This window comes from Thermoanaerobaculia bacterium, from assembly GCA_018057705.1.
Classification (GTDB): Bacteria; Acidobacteriota; Thermoanaerobaculia; order Multivoradales; family JAGPDF01; genus JAGPDF01.
In genome coordinates, this window is record JAGPDF010000025.1 from 1 (window position 1) to 15,595 (window position 15,595).

11 protein-coding genes are annotated in these 15,595 nt (G+C 69.0%); 6 read left to right on the forward strand and 5 right to left on the reverse strand.

Features of this window, described 5'->3' with window-relative positions; translation table 11 throughout:
• Positions 1 to 151: 151 nt before the first annotated feature.
• Entirely contained in the window at positions 152 to 706 is a 555-nt protein-coding gene (gene efp / locus KBI44_10000; GenBank protein ID MBP9144805.1) for an elongation factor P, read from the reverse strand.
• A gap of 28 nt (positions 707 to 734) precedes the next feature.
• Positions 735 to 2,825: an elongation factor G gene (gene fusA / locus KBI44_10005; GenBank protein ID MBP9144806.1), complete on the reverse strand. Its 2,091-nt coding sequence runs from the start codon at positions 2,823 to 2,825 to the stop codon at positions 735 to 737.
• 190 nt (positions 2,826 to 3,015) lie between these two features.
• Between fusA and KBI44_10010 the strand changes: the two genes are divergently transcribed.
• Positions 3,016 to 5,208 carry a protein kinase gene (locus KBI44_10010; GenBank protein MBP9144807.1) on the forward strand — a complete coding sequence of 731 codons (2,193 nt, stop codon included), beginning with the start codon at positions 3,016 to 3,018 and terminating at the stop codon, positions 5,206 to 5,208.
• A 59-nt stretch (positions 5,209 to 5,267) separates the two neighbouring features.
• Here the strand turns inward: KBI44_10010 and KBI44_10015 are convergent, their stop codons facing one another.
• Together KBI44_10015 and KBI44_10020 are read right to left on the reverse strand one after the other, a co-directional pair.
• The gene (locus KBI44_10015) at positions 5,268 to 6,608 is read right to left on the reverse strand and encodes an insulinase family protein (GenBank protein ID MBP9144808.1); all 1,341 of its coding nucleotides are present in this window, start codon (positions 6,606 to 6,608) and stop codon (positions 5,268 to 5,270) included.
• Positions 6,609 to 6,673: 65 nt separating this feature from the next.
• Entirely contained in the window at positions 6,674 to 8,008 is a 1,335-nt protein-coding gene (locus KBI44_10020) for an insulinase family protein (GenBank protein ID MBP9144809.1), read from the reverse strand.
• A 106-nt stretch (positions 8,009 to 8,114) separates the two neighbouring features.
• Here KBI44_10020 and lexA point away from each other — a divergent pair, with 106 nt between their 5' ends.
• Both lexA and KBI44_10030 read left to right on the forward strand, forming a co-directional pair.
• Positions 8,115 to 8,762: a transcriptional repressor LexA gene (lexA, locus tag KBI44_10025; protein ID MBP9144810.1), complete on the forward strand. Its 648-nt coding sequence runs from the start codon at positions 8,115 to 8,117 to the stop codon at positions 8,760 to 8,762.
• A gap of 98 nt (positions 8,763 to 8,860) precedes the next feature.
• Positions 8,861 to 10,267: a PilT/PilU family type 4a pilus ATPase gene (locus tag KBI44_10030; GenBank protein ID MBP9144811.1), complete on the forward strand. Its 1,407-nt coding sequence runs from the start codon at positions 8,861 to 8,863 to the stop codon at positions 10,265 to 10,267.
• A 28-nt stretch (positions 10,268 to 10,295) separates the two neighbouring features.
• Here the strand turns inward: KBI44_10030 and KBI44_10035 are convergent, their stop codons facing one another.
• Positions 10,296 to 11,600 carry a CCA tRNA nucleotidyltransferase gene (locus tag KBI44_10035; GenBank protein MBP9144812.1) on the reverse strand — a complete coding sequence of 435 codons (1,305 nt, stop codon included), beginning with the start codon at positions 11,598 to 11,600 and terminating at the stop codon, positions 10,296 to 10,298.
• 50 nt (positions 11,601 to 11,650) lie between these two features.
• Here KBI44_10035 and KBI44_10040 point away from each other — a divergent pair, with 50 nt between their 5' ends.
• The 3 genes from KBI44_10040 to KBI44_10050 are packed head-to-tail and all read left to right on the forward strand — an operon-like array spanning position 11,651 to position 15,588.
• Positions 11,651 to 11,965 carry an aspartyl/glutamyl-tRNA amidotransferase subunit C gene (locus tag KBI44_10040; GenBank protein ID MBP9144813.1) on the forward strand — a complete coding sequence of 105 codons (315 nt, stop codon included), beginning with the start codon at positions 11,651 to 11,653 and terminating at the stop codon, positions 11,963 to 11,965.
• Positions 11,958 to 13,436 carry an Asp-tRNA(Asn)/Glu-tRNA(Gln) amidotransferase subunit GatA gene (gene gatA, locus KBI44_10045; GenBank protein MBP9144814.1) on the forward strand — a complete coding sequence of 493 codons (1,479 nt, stop codon included), beginning with the start codon at positions 11,958 to 11,960 and terminating at the stop codon, positions 13,434 to 13,436. Before KBI44_10040 ends, gatA begins: the two co-directional genes overlap by 8 nt.
• Positions 13,414 to 15,588, forward strand: coding sequence for an N-acetylmuramoyl-L-alanine amidase (locus KBI44_10050; GenBank protein MBP9144815.1), 2,175 nt, complete (start codon positions 13,414 to 13,416; stop codon positions 15,586 to 15,588). Before gatA ends, KBI44_10050 begins: the two co-directional genes overlap by 23 nt.
• The last annotated feature ends 7 nt before the right edge of the window (positions 15,589 to 15,595 follow it).

Sequence of the window (15,595 nt, forward strand, 5' to 3'; positions counted from 1 at the left end):
CTCTTTACTGAGCTTTTCCGGCCAGGTGGACGCCGGAAGGGTTTCGCCCGAGCTCCTTCCAGCGGCGAGGAGGAGGAGAAGAGCGAGGAGGGGAGCCGCCCGGTTCGCGCGCATGTCGGGTCGCGGGGTGGAGGGCTCCCCGGGGCCCGCCTCAGACCCGCCGCAGGTACTTGTTCTCGCGGGTGTCGATCTCGATCTTGGCGCCGGATTCGACGAAGGGCGGGATCTGGACGACCAGTCCGGTCTGCATCTTGGCGGGTTTGTAGCTGGACGAGGCCGTTGCGCCCTTCATCCCGGGCTCGGTGTCGACGATTTCGAGGATGACCGTGTTGGGGAGCTCGACGCCGACCGGCATTCCCTCGTAGAAGTCGACCTTGATCACGCTGTTGGGCAGGATGTAGAGCAAGGTGTCGCCGAGCGCGTCGTTCGAGAGGGTGACCTGCTCGTAGTTCTCCTGGCTCATGAAGTGGTGCATGTCGCCGTCGGAGTAGAGGTATTCCATCGGAATCGTGTCGAGGATGGCGCGCTCGACCGATTCGGTCGAGGCGAAGCGATGCTCGAAGCTGTTGCCGTTCTTCAAGTTCCTCATCCGCACCTGGACGAAGGCCCGGAGGTTCCCGGGCGTGCGGTGGGTGACCGACATGATGGAGCAGACTTCGTTGTTGTGCAGCACGCACATTCCGGCGCGCAAGGCGTTGGCCTGCATCAGGCGTACTCCTCAGGTAAGAGTGGGATCAAGCTTCATGTTCCTCGTGCATCTTCTTTCGCGCGTCGGCGACGATCTTGTCCTGCACGAGGCGAGGAACCTCCTCGTAATGCGAGTACTCCATGATGAAGCTGGAGCGCCCCTGCGTCATCGCCCGGAGTGCCGGCGCGTAGTTCAACATCTCCGCCATCGGAACCTGCGCCTGCACGATCTGCGCGCCGTTCCTGACGTCCATTCCCTGCGGGCGGCCACGGCGATGGGAGAGGTCGCTCATGATGTCGCCCATGAACTCCTCGCTGGTGTGGATCTCCACCTTCATCACCGGCTCGAGCAGCGTCGCCCCGGCGCGCTCCATGGCGTCCTTGTAGGCGAGCGAGCCGGCGATCTTGAAGGCGAGCTCGGAGGAGTCGACGTCGTGGTACTGGCCGTCGAGCAGGCGGACCCGGAAGTCGACCATCGGGTAGCCGGCGAGGAAGCCGCGCAGCCGGGCCTCCTGGATCCCCTTCTCGACCGCCGGGCGGTAGTTCTGGGGAATCGAGCCGCCGAAGATCTCGTCCTTGAACTCGAACTCCTCGCCGCGCGGCAGCGGTTCGATCTTGATCCGGCAGTCGGCGAACTGGCCGCGGCCGCCGCTCTGCTTCTTGTGGCGCCCGTGCCCCTCCGCCGGCTTCTGGATCGTTTCGCGATAGGGGACTTTCGGCGGATGCAGGATGACCTCGACGTTCGAACGCCGCTTCATCCGGGCGAGCGCGATCTCGACGTGCAACTGGCCGCTGCCGGAGAGCAGGAATTCGTGGGTCTGCGGATCCCGCCCGGCGCGCAGGCTCGGATCCTCTTCGATCAGCCGGTGGAGCGCGTCGCCGATCTTTTCGTCGTCGCCCTTCGACTTGGGCTCGACGGCGAACGACATCGCCGGCTCGGGGAGCTGGATCCACTCGGCCGCGAGGGCCTGCTCCTTGGCGGCGAGGGTGTCGCCCGAAGTGGCGAGTCGCAGCTTCGGAACGCCGCCGATGTCGCCGGCCATGAGCTTCGGGGTCGCGGTGCCCTGCTTGCCCTGGAGGTGCACGAGTCCGTGCGCCTTCTCGTTCTCCTCGGCCCGCACGTTCCAGAGTTGAGCGTCGTTGTGCAGGGTGCCGGAGAGCACGCGCAGGATCGACAGTCGTCCGGTGAACGGGTCGTTCAGCGTCTTGAAGACGATGGCGACGACAGGTTTCGCGGGATCGGCTTCGAGCATCGTCGTCTTGCCGTCGAGGCTCTTCGCCGGATAGGGATGATCGACGGGCGAGGGAGCGAAGTCGACCAGAAAGTCGAGCAGGGTGGAGCAGCCGACGAGATGGAGAGAGGAGCCGAGCGTGACCGGAAAGAGCTTGCGGCTGAGAATGGCGCTCTTCAGGCCGGCCTCGAGATCCGCGGCATCGAGATTGCCCTCCTCGAAGAACTTCTCGAGCAGGTGCTCGTCGGCCTCGGCAACGGCCTCGACGAGACGAATGCGCGCCTCCGCGGCCTCGGTGGCGAGGTCGGCGGGGATCGCCTCCTCTTTGGCTTTGCCGCTGCCGTCCCGGTCGAACCGGAAGGCCTTCTGCCGGACGAGGTCGATCACTCCAGTGAAGTCCTTCTCGGTCCCGATCGGCAACTGCACCGGCAGCACCTGTCGCCCGAAGGTCTTCTGCAGACTCTCGAGACAGCGGCCGAGGTCCGCCCGTTCGCGGTCCATCTTGTTGCAGTGCAGGATGACCGGCAGTCCGAGATCGTCAGCGGCCTCCCAGACCTTCTCGGTGTTGACCTCGGCACCGGCGACGGCGCTGACGCAGAGCAGGGCGGCGTCGGCGACCCGCAGCGCGGCGCGCGTCTCGGAGAAGAAGATGCCGTAGCCGGGGGAGTCGAGCAGATTGACCTTGTGCTGTTTCCAGGGCAGGTGGCAGACGCCGAGGCCGATGGAGATGCCGCGCTCCCCCTCTTCGGGGTCGAAGTCGGTGACCGTGTTGCCGTCTTCGATCTTCAGGAATCGAGGGACCGCGCCGGCGGTGAACAGAAGGGCGCTGGCCAGAGTGGTCTTCCCGGTGTCGTTGTGACCGGTGATCGCGATGTTCCGGATCCTGCCTGGACTGTCGACCTGCATCGGGCGAAATCTCCTTTCGAGTCGCTTCGAACGGCCTCTGCACCATATCAAAGCGGACGGCGAAAACCGGCATTTCCCGGTCCTTTCCCGCCCGCCGGCACCGGTATTTCCCGGCACCGTGACTCTTTCGATTGACCGTCCCGTGCCGCGCGCCTAGAATGCTTTCTCCCGTTCCGCGGGGTCAATCCGGATGACAACCAACGCGCCGCAGAAACTAGGTCGCTACGAGATCCTCGAGGAGATCGGCAAGGGCGCCATGGGGGTTGTTTACCTGGCGCGGGACCCGCTCATCGGCCGCCAGGTCGCCTTGAAGACCTTCCGCGTCGGATTCTCGGCGAAGGATCAGGAGCTCGCGCAGTTCCGCAGCCGCTTCGTGCGCGAGGCGCAGAGCGCCGGAATTCTCTCCCACCCCAATATCGTCACGATTCATGACGTCGTGGACGAGGGCGGCGAGGGCACGTGCTTCATCGCGATGGAGTTCGTGAAGGGCACGAACCTGAAGCAGCTGATGCAGCGCCCCGAGACTTTCGGCTACGACCGTCTCATCGACATCCTGTCGCAGATCGCGGAGGGCCTCGACTACGCGCACTCCCGCGGCGTCGTCCACCGCGACATCAAGCCGGCGAACATCCTCATCGCCCAGGACGGCAAGGTCAAGATCACGGACTTCGGCATTGCCCGGCTCGACACTTCGAACCTGACGATGGAAGGCCAGCTCCTGGGCACTCCGAACTACATGGCACCGGAGCAGATCCAGGGCAAGGAGGTCGATCACCGCGCCGACATCTTCTCGCTCGGCGTCGTCTTCTACGAGATGCTGACCCGGAAGAAGCCGTTTCAGGGCGAGAACCTGACCGCGGTGACCCACAAGATCGTCTACGAGCCGTTCACCCCCGCAGAAGAGATCATCAAGGACCTGCCGCCCGGGCTCACCGCGATCATGACGCGCTGCCTGGAGAAGGACCCGAACCGGCGCTATCCGAGGGCCGCCGAGATCGCCGCCGAGCTGCGGCGCAGCGGTACCCGGCTCTCCGCCGAGCCGGACGACGAGGATGACGACACTTCGGCCACCCAGGAGGTCCCGGAAGAGACGCCCGAGAGCACCGCAGCGCGGACGGTGGACGCCGCGCCGAAGGCCGCCGCCCTTGAGCCGCTCCCTCAGCGGGCTGCGGCGACGCCAGTGGCCGAGACGGCGAAGATGGTGGATATGGCCGAGCTCGCGGCGGTGGCGGACAGGGCAGCAGTAGCCGAGATGGCTGCGGTGGCCGAGATGGCCGCGACGACTGCAATGCCGCGGTGGCCGGCGCCGGCCGCGCCCTCCACGCCACCGAGTCCGCCGACCCCGCCGGCGCTTTCGACCTCTCCGACCCCTCCGACCCCTCCGATTGCCGGCGTCCCCTCGCCCCCCGCGGGTTCTCCCGCCGGCGCGACGCCGCCACCCGAGGCACCGCTGCGCCTGCGCTCGCAGCGCCGGGTGCAGTACGTTCTCCTCGGGCTGGCCGCTGCCACCGTGGTGACACTTCTCGCCCTCTGGGCCACAGGCAGGACCGACTCGCAGCCCCCGCCGCCGGCCGGGCCGACCGCAGAGGAGCGCCGCCAGCTCGATCTCGCGGCGGCACTCGTCGATGCCCGGCAACGGCTCGACAGCGGCGACCTTCAGGGGGCCCTGGCCGCGCTGGCGCTCGCCCAGCAGGCCGATCCAGCAAGCGCTGCAGCGCGCGACATGCGCGCCGAGATCGAGCGCGTCTCGCTCGACCTCTCTTCGGCGGCCGAGCGCGAGCAGCGCGTCTCGGAAGGGCTGATATCGGCGCGGGAGGAGTACGCCAAACGGCGCTACGAAGCGGCGATCGCGGCGGCGCAGGGCGTGCTGGCCCTGGTGCCCGAGCACCCCGAAGCGGTCAAGCTGGCCGCCGACTCCGAGAGCGCGCTGGCGCGCCAGAAGGAGCGCGAGCGCGCGCAGAAGTCGGCCCGGGAGGCGGCGCAGGTCGCGGCGGCGAGCGCGCCAGCGCCGGTGGCGATTCCCCAGACCACGGCGCAGCCCGAGGCTCCGGCCCCCGTTCCGGCCGATGCCACCGTCGAGATCGACTTCTACTCCGAGCTCTCGGAAGGCGTCCTCACGGTCTATTCCGGCGAGCGCCAGATCCTCCGCGAGCCGTTCAAGTTCGTCAAGAAGACCGGTTTCCTGAGCAAGGAGAAGATTCCGGGCGCTCTGGGCGCCCAGCGGACGCTGCCGGCAGGCGCAGCGGCGCTGCGGGTCTATGTCACGCTGCCCGGGAAGCCGACGAAAGCGATCGTGGTCGAGGGCAACCTCGTCGGCGGTACGACGCGCCGGCTGGTCATTCGCGTCGATGGCGACGCGCGCGTCACTGCCGGGCTGGAGTAGCGCGCTCCGCGATCTTCGAGAGGCGCGAGGCCGATCCTGGGCTCGGACTGCCCGCGGCTTCAGGCGATCGCCTGAGGCGAACTCCACAGCTCGGGCTCACCCAGCTCCCGCAGCTCGCGCCGGAGCTCCTCTGCCGGTCCCACCGCCACGATCAGCGCGCTCTCGGGGAAGAGGTACGTTTCGGCGAGGCGGGCGAGATCCTCCGGCTGCAGGCGCGCCACTTCCGCGAGGTAGCGCGCTGGAGTGTCGAGAGGCAGGTCGTAGAGCGCGATCTCGTCCAGACGGGCGGCGAGCCCCTCCACGGTTTGCAGGCCGTAAGGAAAGACCCCGAGCAGGTAGTTGCGGGTGGCTTCGAGCTCTGCTGCCGGCACGGGTTCGCTGCGCAGGCGCACGAGCTCGCCCAGAACCTCGGCGGTCGCGCGCCCGGTGGCCGAGGTCGTGACGGCCGTCGAGACCACGAACGGACCGCGGCTCTTGCGATCGACGAAGCGGCTGGACGCGCCGTAGGTGAAACCGTGCCGTTCGCGAAGATTGAGGTTGATCCGGCTGGTGAACTTGCCACCCAGGAGCGTGTTCAGAACGCCCAGGCCGACCCGGTCCGGGTGGCGGCGGGGGACGCCGGCGTGGCCGATGCGCAGTTCGGTCTGTTCGGCGCCGGGCCGGTCGACGATGACGATGCGCTGGCTGCCGGACGATGCCGCGAGTGCGCCGGGTCCGGACATTGCGGCCGCTGCCGGGCTGCCGATCGGCGCGCCGCCGGCGGGAAACGCCGCCGCGATCGCCGCCGCCAGCCGGCGAGGGTCGATATCGCCGGCGACGACCAGGGAGCCCCGGTCGAGGCGATAGTGCTGGCGATGAAAGTCGAGCAGCTCTTCGCGGCGGAGCGCTTGGAGCGCCGCAGGAGTCCCGGCCAGCGGATGGGCAAAGACCGTCCCGGCGTGAAGGTGGAACGCGAAGGCCTCGTCGGCGAGCGCAGCCGGCTGGTCCGCCCGGCGCTTCAACTCCGCGAGCGTCTGCTGCCGGAGCCGCGCGAGCTCGTGCTCCGGAAAGGCCGGCTCGAACAGCAGCTCGGCGAGGAGCTCCAGCCCGTACTCGAGGTCCGAGGACAGCAGGTGCAGCCGAAGTCTGGCAGCGTTCCAGTCGGCGTGACAGGAGAGCGTGCCGCCGCGCCGCTCGAGCTCGGCGGAGAGTTGCGGACCGGAGCGGCGCGCGGTGCCTTCGTCGATCATCGACGCCGTCATCGCCGCGAGTCCCGGCCGCTGTTCCGGGTTGTGCTCGCCTCCGGCCGCGAGCAGGACCTCGAGCTCGACCAGAGGAACCCCACTGCGTGCGGCCAGGTAGACCGGTGTGCCCGGCGATTCCCCGCCGCCCGCTGCCGTGAAACGCTCGAAGACCGGCATCGGGACGGCGCTCTCCGGCCCGGGGGCCGGAGGTCCGCCGCGGTCCGGCACTTGCGGGGACGGGGTCAGGGGCGGCCCCCTTCCGGTTCGACGACCAGCAGCGCGCAGTTCGCAGCCCCGAGCCGGGCGGCCGCGAAATCCCGGACGGCTGCGATGTCGACCGCCTGGTAGGCCGCAGCTTCGCTCCAGGCGCGTTCGGGGGCGTCGAAGAAGGTGGTGTACTGGGAGAGCAGGTCGGCCCGGTGGTCGAGCGTCTGGAGCTCCGAGTAGATCCCCGCCACCGTCCGGCGCCGGGCGCGCTCGAGCTCGGAATCGAGGGCGTCGAGCCAGGTGGGCGCGGGCGTTCCCGCCGCCGGCGCTGCCAGGCCGTCGAGGTGCTCGCGAATGCGGTCGGCGAGCCGGTCGACCTCGACGCCAGGGCGGGCCGTCGCGACCAGCAGGAAGACTCCGACCTCCGCGGTCGGATAGACGTAGGCGGAGACGTCCTGCGCCAGCTGGCGGTCGACGACAAGATCGTGCACGAGCGGGCTCGACTTGCCGTCGGTGAGCAGATTCGCGGTGACCGCCGCGGTCCACCAGCCGGGAGTTCCGAACGGCTCGGTGCGAAAGGCGAGGTAGATCCGGCGCAACTGCACGCGGTCGGTCATCGAATCGCGCACGGCAGCTGCCAGCGGAGGCAGGGGCGCAGCCGTGCGTGTCACGGGCGGCCCCGGGGGCAGGCTGCCGAACCAGCGCTCGATCGCCACCAGAGCTGCCTCCGGATCGAAGTCGCCGGCGAGCGACAGGACCGCGTTGCCGGGGCCGTACCAGGTCGAGAAGAAGTCGCGGACGTCGTCGAGCGTCGCGGCCTCGATGTCTTCCATCCAGCCGATGACCGGCCAGCGATAGGGATGGTCCGCCGGGAAGAGCAGCTCGAACAGGCGCTCCATGGCGCGCCCGTAGGGCTGGTTGTCGACCCGCTGGCGGCGTTCGTTCATCACGACCTGGCGCTGGTTCTCGAGCTTCTCCGAGGTCAGGCCGGGAAGCAGGTATCCCATGCGATCGGATTCGAGCCAGAGGGCGAGCTCCAGGTGGCGCGACGGGAGCGTTTCGTAGTAGTTGGTGCGGTCGTACCAGGTCGAACCATTGGCCACGCCGCCGACCTCCTGCAGATAGCGGAAGTGGTCGTTCGTGCCGACATTCGCACTGCCCTGGAAGAGCATGTGCTCGAAGAGGTGGGCGAAGCCGGTCCGGCCGGGCCGCTCGTTCCTGGAACCGACGTGGTACCAGAGATTGACGGCGACGAGCGGCAGCGTGGCGTCGCGATGCAGAACGATCCGGAGGCCATTCGCGAGCTGGTGGCGTGCGAGGTGCCTGCCTGCCGGCGGGGCAAGGTCGGACGATGAAGTGGGCGTGGTCAAAGAGGGCGCAGTGTAGGGAGCGGGTGGGACCCTGTCAAGGAGGATGGGCCCCGATCGGGGAGCGCCCGGGTTGACTTACGCCGCGTTACCGCCGTAGGCTTTCGCCATGGCTTCGTACCTGACGGCACGGCAGAAGGAGATTCTGGAGTTCATTCACCAGTTCCGCAAGGAGAAGGGGCTCGCGCCCACCCACAGGGAGATCTGCGAGCGCTTCGGTTTCTCCTCCTACGGTACGGCCTACAAGCACCTGAAGCTGCTCTCGGAGAAGGGCTTCCTCAAGCGCGATCGCCATCAGCGGCGAGGCATGGAGCTGCTCGACGGCGAGGGTGCGGAGTCGTCCCCGATCGCTCCGATCGCTTCGATCACCGCCGCCGGTCGCGAGCTGCCGTTTCTCGGCCGGATCGCCGCCGGCCGGCCGATCGAGGCCGTCGTCGGCGACGAGACGCTCACCGTTCCGGCGGCGCTCTTCGGGGCCCGGATCGACGAGCACTTCGTTCTCCGCGTGGCCGGCGAATCGATGATCGGCGAGGGCATCCACGATGGCGACTGGGTCGTCGTCGAGCGCCGCGAGCGCGCCCAGCCGGGCGAGATGGTCGTGGCCCTGGTGGGCGACGAGGTGACGCTCAAGCGGTTCTACCCTGAGGGGGCAATCGTCCGTCTCCAGCCGTCGAACCCGGCCATGGAACCGATCCGTGTGCCCGCCGCCGACCTGCGCATCCAGGGCATCGTCGTCGGTCTGATGCGCAAGTACTGAGCTCGAGTACCGAGCTGCTGCCGCGTTTCACAACCTTCGTCGGATTTCGGGTCTAGAATGGCGCCGCGATGCGCGACCTGGATACCCTCCTTCGCACCATGAGCGCCAGATCGGCTTCGGATCTTCACCTGAAGCCGACGCGGCCGCCGTTGATCCGGGTACACGGCAAACTCGTGGCGCTCGAGGAAGAGCCTCTGACTCCGGACGAGATCCACGGGATGGTCGACTCCATCCTCGCGCCGCACCAGAAGCGCAAGCTCGAAGAGCGGATGTCGGTCGATCTCGGCTACGGTGTCCGCGGACTGGCGCGTTTCCGGTGCAACGTCTACATTCAGCGCGGCACGATCGCGGTGGCGTTCCGGCGCATTCCGTACGAGATCCGCGATGTGGAGACGCTGAATCTGCCCTCGGTGCTGCTCGACTTCTGCGACCTGCCGATGGGCATGGTGCTGATCACCGGCCCGACGGGCAGCGGCAAGTCGACGACGCTCGCGGCTCTGGTCAAGTACATCACCAGCCGGAGGCCGGTGCATATCGTGACCATCGAGGACCCGGTCGAGTTCCTGTTCACCGACGGCGTGGCTTCGATCTCGCAGCGTGAGGTCGGCACCGACACGCCGACCTTCCCGGAGGCGCTGCGCAACGTCATGCGCCAGGATCCCGACGTCATCATGGTCGGCGAGATGCGCGATCCGGAGACGATCGGCACCGTCATCACCGCCGCCGAGACGGGCCACCTGGTCTTCTCGACGCTGCACACCAACAGCGCGACCCAGACGGTCGACCGCATCCTCGACGCCTTCCCTCCGGACCAGCAGAATCAGGTCCGTGCGCAGGTAGCCCAGGTGCTCAAGGGCGTGGTCTCGATGAAGCTCGTCGAGCGCCGCGACGGCCAGGGTCTGGTCGCCGCGCTGGAGATTCTCAAGTCGTCGCCGCGCATGTCGCAGCTCATCGAAAAGGGCGAGACTTCACAGCTCCTCGAAGAGCTCGAGTCCTCGGTTGCCTTCTACCGCATGCAGTCGATGAACCACTCGCTGCTCGCGTTGCTGGTGCACGGAGTCATCACGTACGCCGAGGCGATGAAGGAAAGTAGCGACCCCGAGGATCTGTCGCTCAAGCTGCGCAAGATGTTCCCGGGCATCGAGGAGCGAGGAGGAGAGATGAATCCGTCCACTGCCGACTTTTCCGAAATTCTCATGCTGCAGCAGTACCGCAAGCTCTACGAGGAGCAGGAGGAGAAGAACAAGCTCCGAATCGTGGAGAAGGACGAGCGCATCGCCGATCTCGAGGCCGCGATGGCGGCGCGCGACACCCAGCTGCGTGAGATCGACAAGCGCCTCCAGGAGGGGCATCAGGAGATGGAGCGCATGCGTGGCGATTACAACCGCCTGCGCACCGAAGCGCAGGAGAAGATCGACAAGCTGATGGACCGCATCAAAGAGCTCAACAACCGCCTGATGGGCAACGGCGGCGGCGACGACAAGAAGTCCGGCGTCTTCCGCTGAAGCGCGGTTCGCCGGCCCCCGCCGGACTTCATCCGTCCGCTGCGGGCGTCGACCGCAACAGCGCCTCGGCCTCCTCCCGCACCCGCACCGCACCTTCGACCTGCGCGCGCCGCACGCGCGCCAGCGCCGCGCCTACCGCCGGTCCCGGCGCGATGCCCAGCAGCGCCTGAACGTCCTCTCCCGACAGCAGGGCCGGCGGCGACAGCACCCCGGCCCGCAACTCCTCTGGCCAGCTGAGGTACGTCGTCTCGAGGCTCGCCCAGGCTTCGAGCTCGGCGGCAGATCCGGCAAGCGCGGCGCGCAGGGCCAGAGAGTCGCGCCAGCCTGCGCCGGCCTGGTGCAGCCAGCGGCGGCGGCCGGGCACGTCCCGAGGCGCCTGCCACGGTGGCGCCAGCAGTGCGAGTGCGGCGTCGCTCGAGTCGCGGGTCATGAGGCCGCGCCGCGCGAGGTCGCGCAGCCGAGCCGAAGTCGCCTCGTGTGACGAGGAAAAGAGCTCGGTGAAAAGAGTCCAGTGAAGCGCCTGTGGCGAGTTCGCGGCTGAGGTTGCCGCCCGCGGGGTCGCTGGATCTGTCGCCGGGCGCGAGGCTCTCCATTCATCCAGCCTGCTCGCGGGGCGAAGAGTCGTCGAGGAGGCGGCCGCCAAGGCTGCCCCTCCACCGAAAAAATGCGTCGGCAGGTCGAGATCGACGCACCAGGCCGCTGCCGGTGCGATCCGGGGTTGGCCAAAGAGGAGCTCGAGCTCGACGCGCAGGCGTTCGTGCGGCATCTCGCCGAGCCGGGGCGTGACGGCGCGCGCCCAGTCCACGGTCGCGGAATCGGCGCTGAACCCGGGCAGGGTCGTCGCGAGGCGGGCCAGGCGCAGCACCCGCACCGGGTCCTCGGCGAAGACACCCGCCCGGGTCGCGCGCAGCCGCTTTCGCGAGAGATCCTCGAGGCCCCCGGTCGGATCGGTGACGACGCCTTCGGGCACCTGAAGCGCGACGGCGTTGACCGTGAAGTCGCGCCGCCAGAGGTCGGTCGACAGGGCGCCGCCCCGAAGGTCCCAGATGTCGATGTGCCGGGTACCGGAGACCAGGCGGATCGCCCCGAAGCGGTCCCCCCCGAGCGCTACCAGACGACTGCCGGTCCTGTCGGCGAGACGTCGCGCGATCGTCGGTCCGTCGTCGGCCACGACGACATCCAGGTCGCTCACCGGGCGGCCGAGGCCGGCGTCGCGCACCGCGCCGCCGACGAGATGGGTCGGCACACCGCGCGCTGCCGCTGCGAGCTCGGCGATGCGGGCATCGGCGAGGAGCTCGCGCCAGGCAGCGGGGATGGAGGGGGCGGAGGTCATTTCGTTTGCGCCATCTTCGGCTTCCTCGCTAGGATGCCGGTCGACCGATTATGTCTCTCTCTCTCGCAGAAGTACGCCAGGCGGCGACGCTCTCACGGCTTCGCCTGACGGCGGCCGAGGAGGTGCTGTTCGCAGAACAGCTGGGCCGGATCGTCGCCCACATCGACCACCTTCGCGAGTTCGAGACGCTGGTGGAGGAGGTCGCTCCGGCCTCTGGGATCGAGGCATCGGACGAGCCACAGCCTTACCCGTGCGCCGAGCTCCTGCTCGAAAATGCGCCCGAGGTCCGTGGAGCCTTCTTCGCCGTCGCGCGGATGACCGCGGGCGCCGGCGGAGCGGCCGGGGAGGATCCGCTCGATGAATGAGCTCCTCGCCCTGCCGGCGGAAGCGCTCGCCGCCGCCGTGCGTGGCGGCGAGCTCTCGGCCCGGGAGGTCGCAGAGGCCAGTCTGGGGCGGATCGCCGAGGTCGAACCACGGCTCGGAGCCTTCCTCGGCGTCGAAGCCGAGGAGGCCCTTCAGGCCGCCGCAGCGATCGATGAACGCCGGCGGCGAGGCGAGCGTCTGGGGCGCCTCGCCGGGGTACCCGTGGCCCGCAAGGACAATCTCGGGCTCGCCGGGCGCCGCACGGGCTGCGCTTCGCGCATCCTCGAGGGCTACCTCTCGCCGATCACCGCGACGGCGATCGAACGGCTGGTCGCCGAGGACGCGGTCTTCGTGGGACGCACCAACATGGACGAGTTCGCGATGGGCTCGTCCTGCGAGAATTCGGCCTATCAGACGACGCACAATCCCTGGGACCTGCGCCGTGTGCCAGGAGGCTCGAGCGGCGGTTCCGCGGCCGCGGTCGCCGCCGGCGCCGTATCCTTCGCGCTCGGCTCGGACACCGGCGGCTCCATCCGCCAGCCCGCCGCATTCTGCGGCCTTGTCGGCCTGAAGCCGACCTACGGGCGTGTCTCGCGCTACGGCCTGGTCGCCTTCGGCTCCTCGGTCGACCAGATCGGTCCGATCGCGCGGGATGTGAGGAGCTCCGCGCTGGCGCTCGAGATCATGGCCGGGGCCGACCCGCGCGACCCGACCTCCTCCGGACTCACCGTACCGTCGATGCTCGACGGCATCGAGGACGGCCTCGCCGGGCTGCGCGTCGGCATTCTCCGCGAAGTCCCGGTGGACCGACTCGAGCCGGCCATGGCGGCAAGCTGGAGCTCCGCGCTGGCGCGACTCGAGAGACTCGGCGCCGAGCTGGTTCCTGTTTCGGTGCCCAACGTCCCGGCGGCGATCGCCATCTACTACGTGATCGCCAACAGCGAGGCGTCGAGCAATCTGGCGCGTTTCGACGGCGTGCGCTACGGGCTGCGCGTGACAGCGGAGGGGCTGGAAGAGACCTACGTCGCGACGCGCACGGCGGGATTCGGGCACGAAGTCAAGCGTCGTATCCTGCTCGGTGCCTTCGCCCTCTCGGCGGGTTACTACGACGCCTACTACGGCCGGGCTCGCGGTGTCCTGCGCGCGCTCGAGCGCCAGTTCGAGGCCGCGTTCGCGGAGGTCGATCTGATCGCCACTCCGACCACGCCCGGCGCGGCCTTCGGCATCGGCGAGAAGACGAGCGATCCGCTGGCGATGTACCTGTCCGACATCTTCACCACCCCGGCGAGCCTCGCCGGACTTCCCGCGGTCGCCGTCCCGTGCGGCAGTGACAGCTCCGGTTTGCCGCTCTCGCTGCAGCTCATGGCCGCACCCTTCGAGGAGGCGAAGCTCCTGCGCTCGGCGCGCGCCTTCGAACGCGAGGTTGCCTGGAGCGTCGCGCCGCAGCTGCGTGCGGAGACGGACGCTGCCTGAGCCTGCCGGGTTCCGGCGTGCCGAGAAAGCAGAGCCGGGCGGAGCTCGCCGGACCGCTGCCGCGATCGCGCTCGCCTGGGCTCTTCTCGCCGCCGGAACGGGCCTCGCGACCCCCGCGGCGGCGGCGGTCGAACGCGCCCGGCTGACCAACGGCGACCGTGCCGCCCTGGTGGACAAGCGCGATCTCTTTCTCGAGACCGTCCCGAAGCGCGGCGAAGGGCTCATCACCTTCAGCCGGAGGGTGACCGGGTCGCCGAAGCACACGGCCGCGGTCGGCAAGGCGAACGGCAATCCCCGGCGTCTCCTCGCCGGAGTGCGCTATCGCGTACCGTTCGGGCTGATCCCGCCCGAGCGCCAGTTGGCTGTGATCCGCGCCCTCTATCCGACCGACAAGGGCGGAGCCGACGGCTGGGTCCATCGGACGCGCGGCGAGAGTCTGGAGAAGGTCGCCGAATGGTTCACGAGCGGAGCGAACGCGGTGGCCACGCTGCGCAGCAGAAACAAGCTGGGCAAGGGAAAGCTCGCAGCACAGACCACGCTCCGGATCCCGAACGAGATCCTGCGGGCGCCGTTTCGCGCTCCGGCGGCGCCCTCCGTCCAGGCGGCCGCCGAGGCACCGCCTCCTGCTCCGGCCGCAGCGCCGGCCCCCGTGGAGGTCGCCCCGGTCCTGCTTCCGTCGCCCGCTCCCACGATCTCCGCCGGGCCGCCGGAGGGCTCGTCCCCGGCAGCTCCGCCCACCGCGCCGGCTGCCGCTCCGCCTGTCGCTTCGCCGAGCGCGCCGCCAGCAGGGGCGATCTCCGGGACGACTCCGACGAGCCCTCCGCCGCCGGCGGCTGCGCCCGTCTCCGGAGTCGAGACCGGAACCGGTGCTCGGCCGTTACCCGCTCCGTCCGGGACCGTGGTCGCAGCGCCGGACGCCGTCGTCCTGGCGAGCCCTTCCGGCCCCACGATCTCGGCCGGCCCGGCGAGTGCCGGTCTGCGGCCGGCTGCCGCGCTGCCCGCGGCATCCGCGCCATCCGCGCCATCTGGACCGCTGCAGTACGGGGAGGATGCCAAAGGCAAGTTCGCGATCTATGCGCTGCACGCGGGGGAGGCCCTCTATTCGAGTGTCGTCATCCGGTTCACCGGCCGCCTGCAGTCGGAGGACGTCCGCGCCATCGCGAGCGATATCGCCGCCCGCAGCGGCATCGCCGACGTCACCAGCATTCCGATCGGTTTCCCGGTGCGGATTCCCTACGAAGTGCTGCTTCCGGAGTTCCTGCCGACCAACGACCCGCGGCGGCTGGAATACGAGGTCGAGCAGCGCCTCGCCGGGCAGTACAAGAACGAGGTCCAGGCGCGCGGGCTCGACGGCGTGACCGTCATCCTCGATGCGGGCCACGGCGGCATCGATGTCGGAGCTTCGATGGCGGGCGTCTGGGAGAGTCTCTACGTCTACGACATCGCCTTGCGGGTGAAGCGGACTCTCGAGGCCGAGACCCGGGCCACCGTCAAGATGACGACACGCGACGGCGCCGCCTGGACGATCCTCGATCGCGACGTGCTGCCGTTCTCGCGCGCTCACGCGGTGCTGACGACGCCGCCTTTCCCGATCACCGACACCATCGTCGGCGTCAATCTGCGCTGGTATCTGGCGAACAGCCAGTACCGCCAGGCGAAAGCGAACGGTTCGAGCTCCGACAAGGTGGTCTTCATCTCGATCCACGCCGACTCGCTCCACCCGACGCTGCGCGGCGCCACCGCCTACATTCCGAACGCCGCGGGGACCGCCGGGAGCGCCCGCAAGAGCGGCTCGGCGTTCACCTCGCGCAAGGAGGTTCGCGAACAGCCCGAAGTGAAGTTCTCGTTGCAGGAACGCCAGCGCAGCGAAGGACTCTCGCGCGATGTCGCCGAGCGGGTCATCGCCGCTTTTCGAACCGCTGGCCTGGGGATTCACCCCTTCAAGCCGGTGCGTGACCGGATCTACCGTGGCCGCCGGGCCTGGGTTCCGGCCGTGCTGCGCTACAACGCCGTGCCGGCGAAGTTTCTTCTCGAGGTGGGCAATCTGGCCAACGTCGAGGATCGGGCGCTGCTCACCACGCGTGCCTTCCGGCAGCGCGTGGCAGCGTCCGTCGTCGATGGTCTGCTGGGGTACTTCGGCGCCCGGCGATGAGCTCGCG

Bases quoted from the DNA above. Each gene is read 5' to 3' on its own strand.
- lexA (MBP9144810.1), top strand. From the start codon at position 8,115: ATGGCTTCGTACCTGACGGCACGGCAGAAGGAGATTCTGGAGTTCATT.
- efp (MBP9144805.1), bottom strand. From the start codon at position 706: ATGCAGGCCAACGCCTTGCGCGCCGGAATGTGCGTGCTGCACAACAAC.
- KBI44_10030 (MBP9144811.1), top strand. From the start codon at position 8,861: ATGAGCGCCAGATCGGCTTCGGATCTTCACCTGAAGCCGACGCGGCCG.
- KBI44_10010 (MBP9144807.1), top strand. From the start codon at position 3,016: ATGACAACCAACGCGCCGCAGAAACTAGGTCGCTACGAGATCCTCGAG.
- KBI44_10035 (MBP9144812.1), bottom strand. From the start codon at position 11,600: ATGACCTCCGCCCCCTCCATCCCCGCTGCCTGGCGCGAGCTCCTCGCC.
- KBI44_10015 (MBP9144808.1), bottom strand. From the start codon at position 6,608: ATGCCGGTCTTCGAGCGTTTCACGGCAGCGGGCGGCGGGGAATCGCCG.
- fusA (MBP9144806.1), bottom strand. From the start codon at position 2,825: ATGCAGGTCGACAGTCCAGGCAGGATCCGGAACATCGCGATCACCGGT.
- KBI44_10040 (MBP9144813.1), top strand. From the start codon at position 11,651: ATGTCTCTCTCTCTCGCAGAAGTACGCCAGGCGGCGACGCTCTCACGG.
- gatA (MBP9144814.1), top strand. From the start codon at position 11,958: ATGAATGAGCTCCTCGCCCTGCCGGCGGAAGCGCTCGCCGCCGCCGTG.